Consider the following 17679-nt stretch of genomic DNA (forward strand, 5'->3'; position numbering starts at 1 on the left):
TAAGAGGAGTTCCTGGTAATGAAAGCATATTTCCATTTTTAATTTTGGTAATTTGATTGGTTAAATAACAGGTCGTGCGTCCATTTTTCGGTTTGTATTTTGGAATCTTTGGCTTTCCGGAAAAGCTAGTAGGATTAATTTTATATTTCTTGCAAGCTTGGAAGAAACTTTTCCAATCATCATATACCTTTTTTATTGTTTGTTGATTGGATTGAGAGGCATAGAAATGTAATCGGTTTGTTTCATCACTTTAAACAGTGCTTCAACAAAGTTATAGGGAAGGAATGCTTTCTCTGGATGGGGCATTTCAAATAGCTTCGGTTTTGGCTCCAAAACATGACCATTATTCCGACTTTTTTAGGCTTAGATTTGGCTCTCTCAAAACTTTTTAGACGAATTTTATTCATTTGAGGTAAATGGTCTTGAATATTTGTTAGAACTTGAAGTTGATTTTCATTTCTTGTTTCTTTTTTTAAAGCTGTGTAAACCTGCCTAATATAGTAGTTGGTGATATTGTATAAATTTTTCGCTTTAAAACAGAGTAAGTCACAGTAGTCGAACAATTCATGTTCCGGCTGAATTTGTATTTTATAGGATCGATACATTTTATTCACCCCCACTCAATAGAACAAATGTTCTATTTATATTCCTATTATACCAAAGAATTTCATAGAATGTATAGTAAAATTACTTGAATTATCCTAAAAAAACGAACAAAAATACAGCTTATATCCCCATAGCTAAAGCTAGGGGTTTTACGCTGCTTTTTGATAAATTGGATTATTCTCAATTAAAATAAATGATTCCTTCTTCAAGTAACCTGCCAGTTAGCACAATAAGAAAAAGGAATTGCTACCGCAACCCCATCTTAAATTAATACACGCATTATTATAAGTTAAACTATTCACAACTTATAAAAGCGTCCGCTACTACGAATTGATTATTTTATAAAATAAGGTCCGCAATCATTGGACGAAAGATTTACACAGCTAATCTTCGGCTGCAAGGTTCATAAAATATGAATTTTTTTATTTTTTTAAGTCATCCTACTTATATATAGGAGGAGAAATTATGGAAAAGCGTCAAGAATCTGTCATCGCCGTCCGTAAGAATGGAGATGACGATATTATTGAATTAAAGTTGTCAAACGGTCAAGTCGTTGATTTCAAAGAAGCACAACAGATGGAAAAAAGTGGGTTAATTGTAAACGTCAATGTTTTCAAGGGTGGCGATGGAGAGGAACATCTTCGGAGCAATCCGGACGGTGATCCGTCCAACAACCTTGATAATCTCCCCCAGTTCTGACGGAAATATTAAAAAAGAGTCTTTTAGTAACGGGTTCTATTATGAAGTACAAAATTCCAATTAGCGGTTAAAATCACGGGAGAATTAACATTAGGATTAACAAGAAAATTAACAAAATAATCGGCATATAAAAATATGCTCAGGGCATATAAACTCTGAGCATTTTTCTATATATTGGCTTATTGAATTATAGCAGCCGTTAGTTTAAGTGAAATCATCACAATCTTAATCTTCGATGTTTACCAGTTCAGCTTTGACAATTTGATATTTGCTCAATACAACTTTTTTCCCGTTGTCATCTTCCACAGCAATTAGATGTGCTGCGATACCTGAAAGTTTCCATTCAAGCGAACCTTCGATTCGAATGTTTTTGAGCAGTTCGCCGTTTGTTAATGTAATATGGTAGATATGAACCTTCTTATCATCCTTCTTATTCAAAATGCACGCTTCCTCCTCTTGTAATACTAATGATCTGATATGTATTTCTTCGTTCACACCACGATTCCCATCAATTTCTCTTTATTTTTATTCCATAAAATGGCCCGATTGTGGAAAAAGAGCTAATGGCTTCTTGTTCAACTCCCTCAGTTTGATACGAATATCTCTCGAATGCTCACTTATTCGCAGGATTTCATAACCCTTGCAATTGGATTTACGGGTAATTGAAATGAGTTTAGATCATTTTTGGGCCGACTTGTTGCTTCTAACTGGTAATGTTCCAATTGAATCAATGGGCGGCAAGACATTTGGTTTTGGAGGCGGACGCCCAGACATTTGGCATCCAGAAGAAGACATCTACTGGGGTGCTGAAACGGAAATGCTAGGTGATAACAGTTTATATAATATTTCGACAATAAAAATGGGATTAAACTCAACTTACTAGTTTAATCCCAAGATAAAAAGGTTTATTTTTTATATTTAGATTGACAACTCAATAATAAAAATCATCGTTAATAGTCCCATGACAAAAGAAAAGGTTGCCGATCGTTCGTTTCCATCTCCATGGCTTTCAGGAATTAACTCTTTATACACAACAAAAAGCATGGCTCCGGCTGCAAATGCTAGTCCATATGGTACGATATTAAGGAATTGGTCAGTTAAATGGATTCCAAGAAAAGCTGATACAAACTCAATAGCTCCTGTAAAAGCAGTATATAAAAAAGCTTGTACTTTAGGAATACGATTAGAAACTAAAAATAAGCATACAAGAAATCCTTCCGGTATATTTTGAAGTCCAATTGAAAAGGAAACAAGGGATCCTAAACCCTCATATTTACTAGCATAGCTGACTCCTACTGACAGTCCCTCTGGTATATTATGTATAGCCATAGCAGCTATTAATAGAAGTGGCCTTGCTTGTCCAGAACCATGGGTTGAATGGTCAATTTCTTCATGTGGTAAGATAATTTCTAATATGGTAAGCATAGCTGTCCCGAGTAAAATCCCTAAAGTTAATACGAACATGTTTGAAAGCTTTAAGGTAGAAGGAATTAATGCATAGGTAGACGCTGCAACCATAATCCCTGCACTATATGCCAATAAATTATCCTTAACACGGTGCGATACATTGTTTAATAACAAAGCAGGCACCGCTCCAACCGCAGTACATAATGCACTCATAATTATTCCTAAATTGGTCCCCACATAAAACCACCTTTAATCATTTTTTATTGCATTATATGTACAACCACTGTAAAAAAGACAGGTTTCAATTAACCTAAAATCATAGACGATTAGCCTTACTTCCTACAGAAGTAAGGCTAATCGTCTTTCGTTGTAACAATATTCAAAAGCATATTGTTGTTTTTAATGAACCATATGCGTGAAGATGTGCTCCCCTTTTGTGTTTTGACAAGTATCTACTTACTCCATTTTTACTTCCAGGGGTAGTGTCAGGAAAATGCGGATTTACAACGTTAAGGAAAATCGAATATTAATAAGCCCAATTCCTCTATATTATAATAGAGAAATTGGGCTCCTTTTCGTTACTCCATTAAAGCACCCGATTGTGGAGGATGCAAGAGATATATGTTCAAAAAGAGAATTTCCAGTGCAACTTTTTCAAAACGGTTTAACTTTTTTATAAACAGTTCATCTTTTTTCAAAACAGTGTAACTTTATTTCAAACGTACAGTTGTAGTGAACAATAAAAAACCCAAACTCCATACCTATTAAGGATTTTGGGTTCTAAAAATGGAAAGTTGGGTTAATGTATTTTTTTGTTTATTTATAATAATAAGTCTGCATTTCCTTCGGAATCCACTTCACGATTCAGACATCCATTGACCTTTTACATACGTTTCATCGGTAGCCTAGTGTTTTATTAGTGTCCCCGAACTATGTGTCAGTTCAAAACACGTTAGGAAGTTTCTTCTTTTCCTTTTACTGCATTTTTCATTCTAAGTAAAGCTTCAGTTAGAACCTCACGCGAACATGCAATATTTATACGTTCAAAACCATATCCACCTTTACCGAACTTCATTCCTTCATCGAGGCGAACTCTTACATTTTCTAAGAAGAACGTATGCAATTCTTCGTGTGGAATTCCTAGTTCACGACAATCTAGCCAAATCAAATGGGTTGCTTCTGGTTTCACTACTCTAATTGAAGGAATATATTCTTTTAGAAACGAACAAACATATTGAAGATTCCCTTCTAAATAACTCTTTACTTCTTGAAGCCAAGGTAATCCTCTATAGTAGGCAGCAATCGTCCCTTCCACTGCAAAGGCATTTGGCCGCATTAATCCGTATCCTGTTAAAAGCGCTTCATACTTTTCTTTAACATCTTTATTCGGAATAATAAATATAGAGCTTTGCATTCCCGCAATGTTAAATGTTTTACTCGGTGCAGCACATGTAATAGAAAACTTTAAATGGTTTGGATGAACCGTTGCAAATGGTGTATGTTTATAACCTGAGTAAGTTAAATCCCCATGCATTTCATCCGAAATAACAAAGACACCATGTTCATCACAAATTTCTCCAATTTTTTGTAATTCTTCCCGAGTCCACACTCTACCTACTGGATTGTGAGGGCTACACAAAATAAATACTTTCGTATTGGGATGTGATGCTTTTTCCTCAAAGTCTTCAAAATTCATTTCATATGAACCATTCGAATAAACAAGTGAATTGTTTAAAATGGTACAACCTTGTGTTTCAATCGTAGAAAAGAACGGATAATATACAGGATCTTGCACGATAACCGCATCACCTGGTTGTGTTAATGCATTTAACAATAAATTAATTCCAGGAATGATTCCCGGGCTAAAAGAAATCCACTCTCGTTTTAACTCCCAATCGTATTGTGTTTTCCACCAATACTGAACAGCATCATAATAACGCTCGCAAAACGTACTATAGCCGTAAATTCCGTGCGTTGCTTTTTGACTTATGGCATTTACTATTTCTTCTGAAACTTGAAAATCCATATCGGCTATACATAATGGAATAATATCTTGATCTTCTATGTACCATTTAACCGAATGTGTTTTTCTTCGATCAATAAATTTTTCAAGTTGCATGGCATTCTCTCCTATCTTTCATCACCTATTGATAGTCTATCCATTTTATACAGGAAATTGAAGTATAGTTATCCGTGTGACTTTGGCCTTCTTTTGAAAAAGTCTGTTATTAACTTCGCAGTCTCGTCCATTTGATTTTATTTAACACATATCCCATATCAAAAAATGTTGTAGTCTTTTAGAATAATACAGTAAATCAGTCTGCCTATTAAAAATTATTTAATCAACTAAAGCCTTAAGGCGCATAAAAAGGGAATTGAATGAGGATTCCAGGCGTCCCCTTTGTAGCTTAGCAACTGCATTCATATAGGTTAAAGGTGTCACCATGGGGGAGCAATCCCGTTGTATAATAAGAAGCTAACTCTTCCTCAATTAAATGGCCCTTTAATGGAATAACATGACTGGCGTTTTTAAACACCTTTATTGTAAATGTAACAACTTTATTTGTAATGAAACATCTTTATTGTCATCCAACAAGGAGTCCTGCCGACAAAACGCGGATATCGTATGTTAGACATTTTTCAGAAGATAAAACCCTGATTTTTTTACGCTAGGGATACCTCCAACTTTTTGACGTGCAACTCACACTAATTACTAATGGAAAAAAAAAGCTGATTTCTCGTACGCTAAGGAAAATCAGCTTTTTTTATATATCTTTATTCACGGAAACGGGGATAAGCCAGAGCAATAGCAGTAACCTACAATACTCAAGTACAAGAGTATTATAAAATTGAATATTGCCATGACTCAGTGCCACTAATGCCAAAGTTGAGAGCCACAAGTGCCAGTAGGACAGCCACCAATAAAAAAGGGTTCTGCAATTGATTGTCACTTTACATGGAGCCTCTTCGGGCATGGATTCCTATCATGCCCCTCTCCATGTAAAGTGCACGTCTAGTCCGTCAACGTATCATAGGGTGGCTCTCGTCATGGCAGAGGTGGCACTTTTGCATGGCTGTATACAAAAATAGATATACCCAACTTCCCGCTATATTTAAAGCTCCGTTACCCCTTTTCATTGACCTTTTTTTCCTTCCGCTGTGTTCGAATAATCATAGGACCGGTTTTGTTGTCATTTTTGATATTTTGCACATACTTTACCAGATAACTTTCCGTGATCCGGTCCGGTACATACCCTAAACGGGTCCGAATGATATTTTCCACAACAAACGCCTTTTTTGTGAAATACAAATAATCCCGGCCTGATTCCTTTTCAGCTTCTTTAAAATCATTGCTTTCTTCACCAGCACGGCGAAACACATGCATATGATGATACATGTCATTCCGCTCTTTCCGTATCAATTTAAGCAAATATAACAGCTCAAAGGTAGATAATGTCATGATTTCCGGTGTTGTCTTATCAATATAAGCATCCAAAACAAAAACTGAGACCACCATCCATCTTGATTTCTTTTCCTTAACCAATGTAATGGTCAAATAAATACTTACCATAAAAAGGTCAAACCTTTATATTATTGCGCTTTAATAGAAGGGATTTTTTCACATTCATAGAAATACATAGAAGACAAGTCATTATACGAGGGGGATTTGAATGGAGTTTTCAGTTCTCGTTTCATGGTTGCAATATTTCTTGTTGGTTATGATGGGTGGATGCTTGATTTTTTTCATCATAGTGTTATTTTTCTCCAATAGATACACAAGGAGTAAATTAGATCAAATGGAACAAAACGAAAAAATGAATGAAATACAACGAATGTAACGGTGAACAGTTTTCAGTGTTTCCGCTAGTTAAAATATTTAGCCCTTCCAGCAATATAAAAAAGGACTGGAAATGAACTTTATTTCCTGCCCTCAACAAATTCCATCTATATTATTGTTTACTTAGAGATCTTCTGTATTGGTATTGTTTCCATTGATATCTTATAAAGCAGCCAACACAAAATCCTAAAATTGCAATAAATGCAGCTGCAGCAACCATAATGGTAAAGACATAACCTAATATGGTCCAATTCATTAGAAAACTTATTAATCCCACTGCGAGACAAATGACGGAAATCGTTTGATTGAATTGCTGCTGATCCCATTCCTCAGGAATATATTGTGATGGGTGATTTCTTAAAAACAGCTTAGCTATGCGCATTACAGGATTAAATCCGAAAAACAAGCCCATTAAACCTGCTAATAAAGGGATAGCAAGGATCCATTCTTGCTTAGTTATCCAAGTGAACAATACAGACACCACAATAAACCACTGATTTGTTCGAACAAGGGGACGAGGAACTGAACGTACTTGACTTTTCATTAAATCCAACCTACCTTATCGGTTTTATGTGATTTACTTTGATTTTACTCCTATTTTTCTATTTTGTGAAGAAAAAAAGCATAATTTACTTGGGGGTTCATGATTCGTAACGAATAAAGTATGATTCATTTTGTTGTTCTCTCAAATTACCAATTTTAAATATTTGAATAGTCCAAAAATGATTAGTATAATAGAAAAAAGGTCAAGGAGCTGATTTCTTATGGAAAAGAATTTGCTTAATTCACCTCAACCTGAAGTTAATGTCATGGATTCTCTATTTGCTGAAATGGTATTAGACAAAGCCCTTCGTGATTTCCGAAAAGAGAAAATTCAAAAGAAAATCGACCTGTCCTTACGAGACAAAAATAAAGCAGAATTCCTAAGATTAACAGAGGAATTAAAGAAAGTTTCTTAAAATTGTTTTATATAATCGTTCTTATAAGCAGTATAAAAGGATCTTCCAGTAGTTGAAGATCCTTTTTATACTGCTTGTTGAACTAAAGCACCCGTTAGCTTAATTAGAAAATGGTTTATCATTCGGTTTAGTCCAATATTTAAGACCTTCCATTGCTCTTTCTATGTCATCTATTTCATCTTTTTCCAATGTATCATCAAGTTTAAGCCATAATATGTAACACGCTTTTGCTAACCTCTTGTATACATTCCATCCATCAATAAATTGAGTTGTTTCTTTTTCGTACTCTGCCTTATTTTTCTCTTTATCTCCCTTTAAAAGCGGCGCATAGTAAGAACCCATTCGAGCCAATGATACCCTGATAAGCTCAATTTCCTTTAACACATCAATTATTTCTTCACCAGAGTATGTTATTTTTCTCTAACATTGAATTACCTCTCCTTAAAATTCTTTATAAAAAACCAACTCCTGAAAACCATAACTAAGGTCAATAATTCCACTTTTAAGTCTATAATCCTTCTTGTACTAACCTGCTTCGTTACTTCAATAAGGAAAAAGCGATTCTTCTTTTTTTTAGAATCGCATCCGTAAGTACAACAAATTCTCTTCCAGATATTCAGTAAGGCTGGCTATTCCTTGTACTTGCCTTTATACTTTTCTCCCATTCCGACTGCAGTAATGAATATTGATACTCGTCAACCCACTGTCCTTTTGACATGTAGTTTTCCAACAAATGTCCTTCTCTCCTCATGCCTACACGTTCAAGTAGACGGATGGACTTTTCGTTTCTAACATCCGTAAAAGCTATCGCCTTGTGTTTTCTAAGACCATTAAATACATAACACAATAACGCTCTCACCGCTTCACTGGCGTAGCCATTTCCCTGGTGCTCTTCGGCGAGGGTGAAGCCAATTTCGACAATTCGAGGCTCATCCAAGAGTGTGTGCAGAGCACAATCTCCAATTAAATGATTCGTCTCAACTAAGGCAATCGCAAACTGAAACCAAGTGCCAGGTCGATCTGGCACCCACTTCGATTGCTTTCTAACAAATAACTCAGCATCGTGATATTGATATTTCTCCCAAGACTGAAATTTAGCCACTTCAGGACTCGAACGGTACAAATAAAAGGAATCAACATCTTGTTGTGAAAATTGTCTCAAAATCAGGCGATTTGACCGTACATAAATATGTTCAGATTTTTCCACTTTGTTACACTCTCCATGTGCAAGATTTTTCGAAAGATACTAGTGATGCCTTATTAAACTAAACTGCCACGTTACTTGAAGAAGGAAAAAGCGATCCCTCGCTATTGAAGAACCGCACCCGTTAGCTTAAGTGTTAATTTTTATTGTTGATTTATAATCTATGAAATACCTCGATTAGGAACGACTTTCTTAAAGAAGAAGTTAGTTAATGTAATCAATTATTTTTTGATAACCAAAGGGTAAAACGCTTGCCACTAATAAACCAATTACAATTGAAAAAGTAGAAAAAATAATGCATTTCCGAAGTGATATATCATTCCTCTTAAAGGCGATAATGAATACCTTCATCATAAAAAAGATTGTAATAAATATTATGATAGCTGAAAACACACTTGCTAAAATTACCTCCATTGTGAACCTCCTTTAATAAAGTCTTTTAAAATTAACCAGTAGCCTGCACTACCAACTTTTATCCATATTATAACAAAAATATCTTAATGCTTCTTCCACTAAACTGCTCCGTTAGTACAACAAGCAAAAAGACCGCCGCAGCGATCCATCTTGAACTTATGTACCCTATAGTTTAAGTAAAAACCTTCACAACCTCTTATACATTCTAATTAATTCCAATCCCTAAAATGTATTGTTCTAGAATCTAGCTCATTAAAAAAGGACGCCTTCTCATTAAAGAAAAGCGCCATTTTATTGTATAAGCATCGCTTAATAGCATATTGTGCTCATATAGTTGCTCATAAGTAACTTCGAGCACCGCTCCAATTTTCATGAACGTCGTTTATTAGAAAAAAATTTCCATGATTGCAACTTTTTGTTATCGTTAAACGTGGTTAGGTTGAAAGGGGGAGAGGCAGTGGAGCTTGATCAAGCTTATCGAGAAAATGTAAATGATTTATATCGCTATCTTTACTCCCTTTCAAAAGATCATTTTATAGCTGAGGATTTAGTGCATGATGCCTTTTACAGGGCATATTTGCAGCTCGAGGATTATGAAATTTCTAATATCAGAGCATGGCTGTTTAAGGTGGCCTACCATGCCTTTATTGACTTTCAACGGAAAAATAAGCGCCTGGCCTTTAATGAGCAATTTGAAGAAAGTGGGCCCATCTCAAAGGAAACGCCAGAAAAAAGACTGCTAGATAAAGAGAGTTTTCAATTATTATTAAATGACATTCATTCGTTAAAAGAACAGGAAAGTCATGTTTTACTGCTATGCGATTTACATCAGCTTACCTACAATGAAGCCGCGGAAATATTGGATATGAAAATAAATACACTGAAAAGCCATTTACATCGGGGCCGCAGGAAGGTCATGATCAGAGTGAAGGAAAGGATGACGTCAGATGAGTGATGAAAAAAAACAAATGGAAGAAGACTATCAAAATTATCTAAAAGAATCTCTGAATGATGTGAGAGGGCTTCACCCATACTCAAAAGAAGGCCAAACAGAGATTGTGAATCAAGGTAAAAATATGGCACGAAGATCGAACATCATGATCAGTCTCGCTATTCTTTTATTGATTGTTCCTGTCATGACTTTAGCCACTTATATGTACTACGCAATTGGTGGTCGAGCGGACCACCTAATTGATGTTGTAACAAAGACGATTTATGTTACTGAACCAAATATGAGCTTAGAAGAGATGGATTTAGAAGATGAAATTAGTTTTTTTTCAATGAATATAAAGTTTGATGTTTTTAAAAGAATTGGTAAAGAAGATTATAAGGTTGGAAACTATGATATTGACTTCTTGTTGAACCATCCAAGTTTTCCAAAGAAGAATTTGTTGTTAGATCGGCCATTGTCTGAAAACCCTAGCAAGGAAACGGAGGTCATTGTACACCCTAAAGTAAGAATTCCTTATACTGAAACAGATGAATGGGATAAATTAAAAAAACTTCCAGATGGAACAGTCGCTGAGGTATATGTCTCGCTAAACAAGTTAATGAAACCAGAGGATTTGAAAAATAGCCTACCTAAAAATATGGAGCTCCGCTGGTTTGCCGTTGATACAGGAATGGAAATCAAACAAGAAGACGCCGGCGGTGTACCAATTACGCCGCTAGGCTACCCTGCACAGTATGACCCAACTACATGGTCCCCATTTAAGACCAATGGTGAATCGAATGAGGAGGTTTTTCTTGATATTTTAAAATTGCTTAAAAAAAATGAAACGGTTGCTGAAAAAGTCGCTCGCGCCAAATCTTTGTCTATAAGGAGTCGCCTAGCCTATATCGAGCAACACGGTATTAAGGTTTATGGTGCCGTCATAACTGGTCCCACGGAAGAATTGAGAAAACTGCAGGATATCAAAGAAATTCGCGCGATGAAGGTGGGGGAAGTGAAACTATGGAACTGGGAATAAAGAAAAAAGGAGGGGGAAGAAGCCTTCCTACAATATCAGGATTTTTATCTTTTCTGATTGCTCTCATTTCATTAGCTGGTTTAAATGTTGCCCTATTACTAAAAAATTCAGTGTTTCCGGGAGTCTTTATCATTCAGCTTCCAATTTTAGGATTTTTTCTCGGTGTCATTGGGTTATTTACTAGGAGAAGATCGAGGCTTTTTGCCATATGGGGGCTCTCCCTTTGTATCTTTCTGTTGATTTTTACCTTTTTAATGGTGATATCTTCATTGAGTATTAATTATAAACCATGATACCAAGGAAAGAAGGCGGCCAAGTGTTGCCTTTTTTTGTGACTACCTGTTAATAGCGATTGATTGTGGAAGATCATTGCTTAAATCTTATTCAAGATAAGCACCCGTTACTTTAAGTGAAGAATTTCACAATCATTATTAGAAAAGAGAAGAACGGTGACCTTCATCTCTCCCAAGACACTAACGTAGGGTGTTTTCAAGGATGTAACCATTCTCCCACGTTCCTATAAGAATAAATCGGTCATCGTTGCTGAATTCCCCAAAACAAGCATATTGTATTTCTTCAACTACAATGGGTTCTAAATCATCGTATCGCAGGATTAAAACTGTCTCACTATATGTAAGGATAATATATCGACCATCGTTTGACTGGTGCATATGTTGAAAATAACCAAAGTGGTCAGGATAATCCTGTTCTGATAAGCAGTCTTTCTTTAAAATTTCTTTAAACTGTCCATCAAGTATAACTATGTCATAATCTTGAACCACAATATATATGTTATGAATAGAGTTAAAGATGATGGAATCCCAATTCCGAATTTCTAAGTTGTCTAATACTTCAATGGACTCTTTATTTATTGGTTCTTTAACTTTTACTATTTTTTCGACTCGGTAACCTTCATTATTTACATAACTCAAAGTAAATAAATAGGCACTTTCAGCCTGGATAAAGTGATTAAAATAAAAAAGAGTAATTGAATCTTTAAATTGAGTTAGTACGCTAAACTCACCCTTCTCTATGTTGATTAATGCCAGTTGATGTCCGTCTTTCGTTTTCAGTGTATCAAGGATAATGAGTGAAGTATTAGTTAAAGCAAAGTCCCCTTCAACAAGTTGATATTTTTTATTCGATTTAATGGTTTTGATTAACTGAAATCCAACCGTTTCATACACACATACAGTACCGATTGTGTTTTTTATATATAAATAATCATCATTGTCTGAGAAATGAATATCTCCTGGATTACTAGGTTTACTAAGCTCCTTTATTTTTTCCCAAGAACTTGTATCATAAATAATTGTTTTACTGCCCATTGTATGACATAAAAAACGATAGTCATTCGAAAATTTAATTTGATAAGAGGTTTTAAATTTTTTGATTACATTCATATGAAGCATATAAACAGCTCCTTAATAAATATTCTTACACGCATATTCTCCTCTTTCTCATCTTATCCCTTCTTGCACTAACCTGCTCCGTTAGTTGAAATTAGAAAAACCTAATCTACGACAGTAACTGCGCACACATCTTCGAATGCCACCCGTTCATATTCGCCAGTCCTTACATCTATTCGGAGTTCATGCGTAATCGGATCAACGCGGTTAACGGCGCCAGTAATCTCCGTGGTGAATCCGTCAGACCATACGCTAAGCCTCACCGTTAGCTTATACGCCATTGCGTAAGCTATCCGCTGATCGAATTCCTCGAGTTCATAAACGTCTAGTAACGGTTTTTCAACACGTTCTGAATCCCGCCATAAATCACGTTGCGCCTTAATTAGCTCCGGCATTCCAAAGGCGAACTGCCATTTAACTTTTCCGCGGTCTCTTATCGTCATTACGAACACCTCCTTCGTTCTTATTATACACGAACAAACGTTCTGTATGTGAATAAAAATAAAAAGACCAATTTTACGTGGTCTTAAAGGTAGGAAAGCTTGGAATCCAATAATGGTTTAATAGGTAAAGCTATCTTGATTTTTGGTTTATTCAACGCCGTAGTAAGCCATCATTCCCAAACCTATAAGGATGATGATAAAAATAATGCCTTTTCTTTCATGAAAAAACTCCTTAACATTTTCTTCAAATCCCCCTATTTTCATTAGTGTTCTCAAAAGAATTGGAAAAAAATTTATCAATCGAGTCCCTTCTTTGTTCTAATATACGTTTATGGATCCAAATCGCTGCTTGTGCTCCCTCTCCCATTGCAATTGTTAATAGCTCCGAGTGAACACCGATATCACCTGCAACCCAAACGTTTGGTACATTTGTTTCCTTCGTCCTCGGATTTGTTGGGATATGTAGATTTTCTAGTCGTTCAATGCCTAATTGTTTTAACAAATCTGTATTTACTTTATTTCCACCATAGGCAAGAAACCCTCGTTCTCCTTTTATTTTATTTCCATCTCCTGTCAAAAAGGCAGTAAACCGTCCTTCACCATTTGTCTCTACTCCAATAACTTTGTCCACTATCATTGGAATTCCATTTTCAGCTAAATTCATTTGAACACTCTCACTTATTTTCTTACCGTCTGAATTTATATAAATAAGTTCCTTCGTCCAGTACGTAAGGGTTAGAGCCATGTTTGCCCCAGGATCACCTGATCCAGCTACAATCACTTTTTTATTTGTCACTTCATAGCCGTCACAATCAGGGCAAATATATATTGATATTCCTAGACATTCCTTTAAGTTAGGTATTTCTAATGGGATGTGATCTTTTATACCCGTAGCTAATAATAGGCATTTACTTTCATAGCAATTTAGTGAAGTTCCTTGTAATTTGAACTTTTCCCCTTGTTTTTCTACTTTTACAATCTCATCTTCCTTAAAAGTTACTCCATATTTCTCTGCATGTTGTCTTCCTAAGTGACGAAGCGTTTGTCCATCAACACCATCAGGCCAACCTAATACGTTATGATAACATTTACATAATGTGGAACGTCCTTCTCCTTTATCAATCACAAGTACTTGATGATTGTATCGCCCGAGCTGAATTGCAGCCTGCAACCCAGCAATTCCACCTCCGACAATAATGCATTGATAAGAATCTTTATGAGACATATCTTCACCCTTTTATTCAACTATTCAAAAGTCTGTAATTAAGACGACCAGACACTGGGCTTCGGAGTTTATCAGATTACAGACGCTGATGAATGTGATTGAAGCGTTTATGATGCTATTATGGCAGGTTATCGTTTAATTGATACAGCTGCCGCCTATCAAAACGAGGAAGCCGTTTGCAAAGCAATTAAGCGTAGTGGCGTAGCAAGAGAAGAATTGTTTATTACTACAAAACTCTGGATTCAGGATGCTGGTTAAGAGAGCACACAAAAAGCAATTGCAAAATCGCTAGAAAGACTGCAATTGGACTATTTGGATTTATATTTAATTCATCAACCATTAGGTGATGTATATGGCTCTTGGCGTGCTATGAAGGAATTGTACCAAGAAGGAAGATCAGAGTGATTGAGGTTAGTAACTTCCAGATGGACCGTCTGAACGATTTGATTATTCATAATGAAGTAACTCCTGCCTAAATAACATCTTCGGGAACGAAGTTTTAGTATCGGTAGCCAAAAAGAATAATAAATCCGTTGCCCAGGTGATTTTACGTTGGTTGACACAAAGAGGAATCGTTGTTATTCCAAAGTCTGTTCATAAGGAAATAATCATCGAAAACTTTAATATCTTTGACTTTGAATTAAGTCAAGAAGATATGGATACGATTGCTGCGTTAGATACGAAAGAGAGTTTGTTCTTTTCACATAGAGATCCTGAGATGGTGAAAGGGCTCCGTAGCTTTAATTTGATTATTAATGATTATATATAACAAAATGAAAGGATGCCTACTATTATTGGGCAGCTTGTTTTGTTCTTTACTAAAATAAGTGCCCAATTCCCTAACTAGGAAGATCACGCTTCTTATGACTTTGTGAAGGAATGTACTTAAACTAACCTGCCACGTTAGCTTAAGTACATTCCTTCACAATCTCATCGAAAAATACCCAAATTTTTTTTAAACTGATCCTCCACAATCTGGCCCAATTCATAAAGAAAGACGCAATTCTTACAGAATAGCGCCAGATTCTTGAATATCATTTTTGTTATAATGAATATAAAAACGGATTCAGTGCGCAAACTGAGTTAAAAAATGAAATAAATTCTGATAGTACAAAAAACCGGCAGGCGCCGGCTTTTTTGCATCATGACGATATCAGCTCTTTTGAGCATTCATTGCTTCCCATTCTTCTTTGCTAGGACCATATACGCCAGGAACGTTCAAGTCAGCTTGCCTCATAAGGACAGTCAATTGTCCGCGATGATGAGCCTGATGTTGAATTAGCAGACGGAAAACAGCTTGAACTGGCATGTCCATTCCAAATAAATTCACCATTTTGTTCATTTTTTCATCTGAAACCTGTTCAGAAAATGCTTGTGTTAACCGCTGACTTACTGTTTTGTAGGTCTCGCTGATTTCAGCAGCTGATTTCGGTGCCTCTTTTTGAAGATCAGGAATCTCAAATTTTAATCCAACCTGTGAAGGAAAGTAGTAAGCTGCTCCAGTAATGTGCCAAGCCAGGCTTCCAATGCTGTATAATCTTGGAGAAACTTCCTGATTCAACGATTCATCCGTCAGCACATCCAGCACTTTTTGGGTAACAGCTGCTTCTTGTTTCCATTCGTTTAAGAAATCATTTACTGATGTAAACATTCCATTCCCTCCTTAAATTAGCAAATCCTTCATTTATTAAACAAGCCTTTCAAATTCATTGTATCATGTTCAGCTAACCATCCGCTTCTCTCAAAGGCATATTAATCGCGAAGGATATTTTGCTATTCTTGTAAAACCCTATTCAACAATCTGGTCCTTAACATAAAGAAAGAGCACAATTCTTGCAACAGAAATGCGCCCGATAATGGAAGAACGAAAATATTATTAAAGGCTATTGAGTCCATTAACCTTTTTGACTAGAGTATTAGCTAAATAAGCACCTTATTATAATCAGCGCACTACTTCTGTTCCTGCTATCCAGTCATAAACATTTTTCCTTTTTTTATTTGTGAGTGGAATTATTAGATATAAAAATATTACAAGATTAACAGCATATAGAATCACATAAACTATAAACTCAGAAAAGTCTGTTGGAAGCATTAATCTCCATATACCGAAGTGAGCAACCTCCCAAGGAAAAAACTTGATAGCTGTTCGAAAAGCTGAGCGACCGATTCCAATGCGCTGACCGACACCGTCAACAACACGGATACCCATTTTTCTCTTCCCCAATGTTCCCTGCCATTTAGAACATTCACATAAAATAAAATAAAGCGTAACTGGCAACGTCATCATAAAAAAACCTGTTAGTTCAGCTTTTACTGGGGAACTTGTAAATAAGGGGTTTAAAAATGATCGAAATACAAAAGAAATGCCACCTATAAAAATACCATATATAACGATTACTAGATAATCTAATAAGGAAGCGTAAATACGGATTTTAAATGGCGCATAAGACATAGCAAGATCAGCTCCTCTATTTCCGTCTCATGATCTCCCAAAAAACAACTCCTCACCAAATATATTTATTTCGGAATGATACCTAACAATCTTCTACCTATTAACCATATTGCCAGACTAGTTCCCCATAAGATCAAAGCAGAGCCAAAGCCCACTACAGACATAAATGCATTTATTTGATATTCCCCAAGCGTAACCTTCTCAGGTACAAACAGTAATGTAATAATAGCAAGTAAACAAAGGAGTGTACCCGTAAAATAATAGATTCTTACTCGGAAAAGATGGGCCAATGGAAGAAAATGAACACCGACAATAATAGCGATTATGAGAGGTATAAGTTCAGAATGACGAGTAGCGTTACATACAGCAATCGTGATGAATATAGCCAAACCCTCGGCCGCGAAAATAATGTTAAACCAAAACATCGTACGATTCCCACGCCTAAAATCTGTTTTTGAAACCTGATTCGTTAATTCCCGTGATGCACATATTAATGAAACACCGCAGATGAACAGAACTATACATATGGTAATAGCAGCAATTAACAACAATGGAACTCCCCAGCCGTTTAATCCCATAATCCCTGTATACGCCCACAGAGTTCCAAAAAACGCCATGAAAAATATGCCAACTGCCGATCCACGAACTGCGGCTCTAGGAATAGTACTTGATGCATGTGTCACAAATAAAAATCTCCTTTCACCTATGTATTTGTTCATTAAAACCACTTGTTTGTTTACATTTGCTTTAGGCGGTTCATTGGCGAAAAAGCCCTCTATACCTTTATATATTTACATTTATATTTATATTCAGGCCGGCAAATTACTGAACTATTCTGCTCGCCCCTTATCTCAAATACCTTATTCAACTATATGGACCAATACACGAAAAAGACGCGTTATTAAATAAACGCGCCCGATTGTTGAATATTGGAAAATGTGAAAAAGCTACAAAAATGGCACCTCAGTTATTTTACTAGTCGAGTAGAAGGGAGCCTTTCTACCTTGCGGTAAATTGTACTCCACCCCCCTCACAGAACCGTGCTTGCACTAT

The 17679-nt window shown here is 35.9% G+C and carries 19 protein-coding genes and 2 pseudogenes; 7 read left to right on the forward strand and 14 right to left on the reverse strand.

All coding sequences use genetic code 11. The features are described from left to right. Positions 1–1071 precede the first annotated feature (1071 nt). On the forward strand, positions 1072–1305 hold the full coding sequence (locus AB7942_RS28735; RefSeq protein ID WP_369449507.1) for a DUF3892 domain-containing protein: 234 nt from the start codon (positions 1072–1074) through the stop codon (positions 1303–1305). A 225-nt stretch (positions 1306–1530) separates the two neighbouring features. Here AB7942_RS28735 and AB7942_RS28740 read toward each other — a convergent pair whose 3' ends face one another. Then, a complete protein-coding gene (locus AB7942_RS28740) occupies positions 1531–1743 on the reverse strand; it encodes a hypothetical protein (RefSeq protein ID WP_335698780.1) in 213 nt (70 codons plus the stop codon). Positions 1744–1990: 247 nt separating this feature from the next. On the opposite strand from AB7942_RS28740, the pseudogene AB7942_RS28745 reads away from it, so the two are divergent. Further along, a pseudogene (locus tag AB7942_RS28745) lies at positions 1991–2173 on the forward strand (hypothetical protein); the annotation flags it as partial. A 50-nt stretch (positions 2174–2223) separates the two neighbouring features. On the opposite strand, the gene AB7942_RS28750 reads toward AB7942_RS28745, so the two are convergent. From AB7942_RS28750 to AB7942_RS28760, 3 genes are all read right to left on the reverse strand, one after another. Next, positions 2224–2925 (reverse strand): ZIP family metal transporter, encoded by a 702-nt coding sequence (locus AB7942_RS28750; RefSeq protein WP_369449523.1) that lies wholly within the window; start codon positions 2923–2925, stop codon positions 2224–2226. A gap of 739 nt (positions 2926–3664) precedes the next feature. Next, positions 3665–4831, reverse strand: a complete 1167-nt coding sequence (locus AB7942_RS28755; protein ID WP_369449508.1) for a MalY/PatB family protein — start codon at positions 4829–4831, stop codon at positions 3665–3667. Between the two features lie 1005 nt (positions 4832–5836). Next, a complete protein-coding gene (locus AB7942_RS28760; protein WP_369449509.1) occupies positions 5837–6283 on the reverse strand; it encodes a hypothetical protein in 447 nt (148 codons plus the stop codon). Positions 6284–6383: 100 nt separating this feature from the next. Between AB7942_RS28760 and AB7942_RS28765 the strand changes: the two genes are divergently transcribed. Continuing rightward, positions 6384–6551: a hypothetical protein gene (locus AB7942_RS28765; RefSeq protein ID WP_369449510.1), complete on the forward strand. Its 168-nt coding sequence runs from the start codon at positions 6384–6386 to the stop codon at positions 6549–6551. A 111-nt stretch (positions 6552–6662) separates the two neighbouring features. Here AB7942_RS28765 and AB7942_RS28770 read toward each other — a convergent pair whose 3' ends face one another. Then, entirely contained in the window at positions 6663–7094 is a 432-nt protein-coding gene (locus AB7942_RS28770; RefSeq protein WP_369449511.1) for a DUF4395 domain-containing protein, read from the reverse strand. Positions 7095–7314: 220 nt separating this feature from the next. Here AB7942_RS28770 and AB7942_RS28775 point away from each other — a divergent pair, with 220 nt between their 5' ends. Next, a complete protein-coding gene (locus AB7942_RS28775) occupies positions 7315–7509 on the forward strand; it encodes an IDEAL domain-containing protein (RefSeq protein ID WP_088090622.1) in 195 nt (64 codons plus the stop codon). 99 nt (positions 7510–7608) lie between these two features. Here the strand turns inward: AB7942_RS28775 and AB7942_RS28780 are convergent, their stop codons facing one another. The 3 genes from AB7942_RS28780 to AB7942_RS28790 form a co-directional block, all read right to left on the reverse strand. After that, positions 7609–7893: a hypothetical protein gene (locus AB7942_RS28780; RefSeq protein ID WP_369449512.1), complete on the reverse strand. Its 285-nt coding sequence runs from the start codon at positions 7891–7893 to the stop codon at positions 7609–7611. 232 nt (positions 7894–8125) lie between these two features. Then, a complete protein-coding gene (locus AB7942_RS28785; RefSeq protein WP_369449513.1) occupies positions 8126–8716 on the reverse strand; it encodes a GNAT family N-acetyltransferase in 591 nt (196 codons plus the stop codon). A gap of 201 nt (positions 8717–8917) precedes the next feature. Beyond that, on the reverse strand, positions 8918–9127 hold the full coding sequence (locus AB7942_RS28790; RefSeq protein WP_369449514.1) for a hypothetical protein: 210 nt from the start codon (positions 9125–9127) through the stop codon (positions 8918–8920). A 457-nt stretch (positions 9128–9584) separates the two neighbouring features. Here AB7942_RS28790 and AB7942_RS28795 point away from each other — a divergent pair, with 457 nt between their 5' ends. Together AB7942_RS28795 and AB7942_RS28800 are read left to right on the forward strand one after the other, a co-directional pair. Continuing rightward, positions 9585–10082 carry a sigma-70 family RNA polymerase sigma factor gene (locus AB7942_RS28795; RefSeq protein WP_369449515.1) on the forward strand — a complete coding sequence of 166 codons (498 nt, stop codon included), beginning with the start codon at positions 9585–9587 and terminating at the stop codon, positions 10080–10082. After that, on the forward strand, positions 10075–11097 hold the full coding sequence (locus AB7942_RS28800) for an anti-sigma factor (protein ID WP_369449516.1): 1023 nt from the start codon (positions 10075–10077) through the stop codon (positions 11095–11097). The genes AB7942_RS28795 and AB7942_RS28800 overlap by 8 nt, the downstream gene beginning before the upstream one ends. A gap of 473 nt (positions 11098–11570) precedes the next feature. Here the strand turns inward: AB7942_RS28800 and AB7942_RS28805 are convergent, their stop codons facing one another. The 3 genes from AB7942_RS28805 to AB7942_RS28815 form a co-directional block, all read right to left on the reverse strand. Continuing rightward, a complete protein-coding gene (locus AB7942_RS28805; RefSeq protein ID WP_369449517.1) occupies positions 11571–12509 on the reverse strand; it encodes a hypothetical protein in 939 nt (312 codons plus the stop codon). A 101-nt stretch (positions 12510–12610) separates the two neighbouring features. Beyond that, complete coding sequence (locus AB7942_RS28810) at positions 12611–12949, reverse strand: YolD-like family protein (protein ID WP_369449518.1); 339 nt, start codon at positions 12947–12949, stop codon at positions 12611–12613. A 244-nt stretch (positions 12950–13193) separates the two neighbouring features. Beyond that, positions 13194–14174 (reverse strand): NAD(P)/FAD-dependent oxidoreductase, encoded by a 981-nt coding sequence (locus AB7942_RS28815; protein WP_369449519.1) that lies wholly within the window; start codon positions 14172–14174, stop codon positions 13194–13196. A gap of 54 nt (positions 14175–14228) precedes the next feature. Between AB7942_RS28815 and AB7942_RS28820 the strand changes: the two are divergent. Next, positions 14229–14943, forward strand: a pseudogene (locus AB7942_RS28820) (aldo/keto reductase). A 384-nt stretch (positions 14944–15327) separates the two neighbouring features. Here AB7942_RS28820 and AB7942_RS28825 read toward each other — a convergent pair. From AB7942_RS28825 to AB7942_RS28835, 3 genes are all read right to left on the reverse strand, one after another. Next, the gene (locus AB7942_RS28825) at positions 15328–15825 is read right to left on the reverse strand and encodes a DinB family protein (RefSeq protein ID WP_369449520.1); all 498 of its coding nucleotides are present in this window, start codon (positions 15823–15825) and stop codon (positions 15328–15330) included. Between the two features lie 291 nt (positions 15826–16116). Continuing rightward, positions 16117–16626 carry an RDD family protein gene (locus AB7942_RS28830; protein ID WP_369449521.1) on the reverse strand — a complete coding sequence of 170 codons (510 nt, stop codon included), beginning with the start codon at positions 16624–16626 and terminating at the stop codon, positions 16117–16119. Between the two features lie 65 nt (positions 16627–16691). After that, on the reverse strand, positions 16692–17309 hold the full coding sequence (locus tag AB7942_RS28835) for a DUF7010 family protein (protein ID WP_369449522.1): 618 nt from the start codon (positions 17307–17309) through the stop codon (positions 16692–16694). Positions 17310–17679 lie beyond the last annotated feature (370 nt).

It is taken from the genome of Neobacillus sp. BF23-41 (assembly GCF_041106275.1).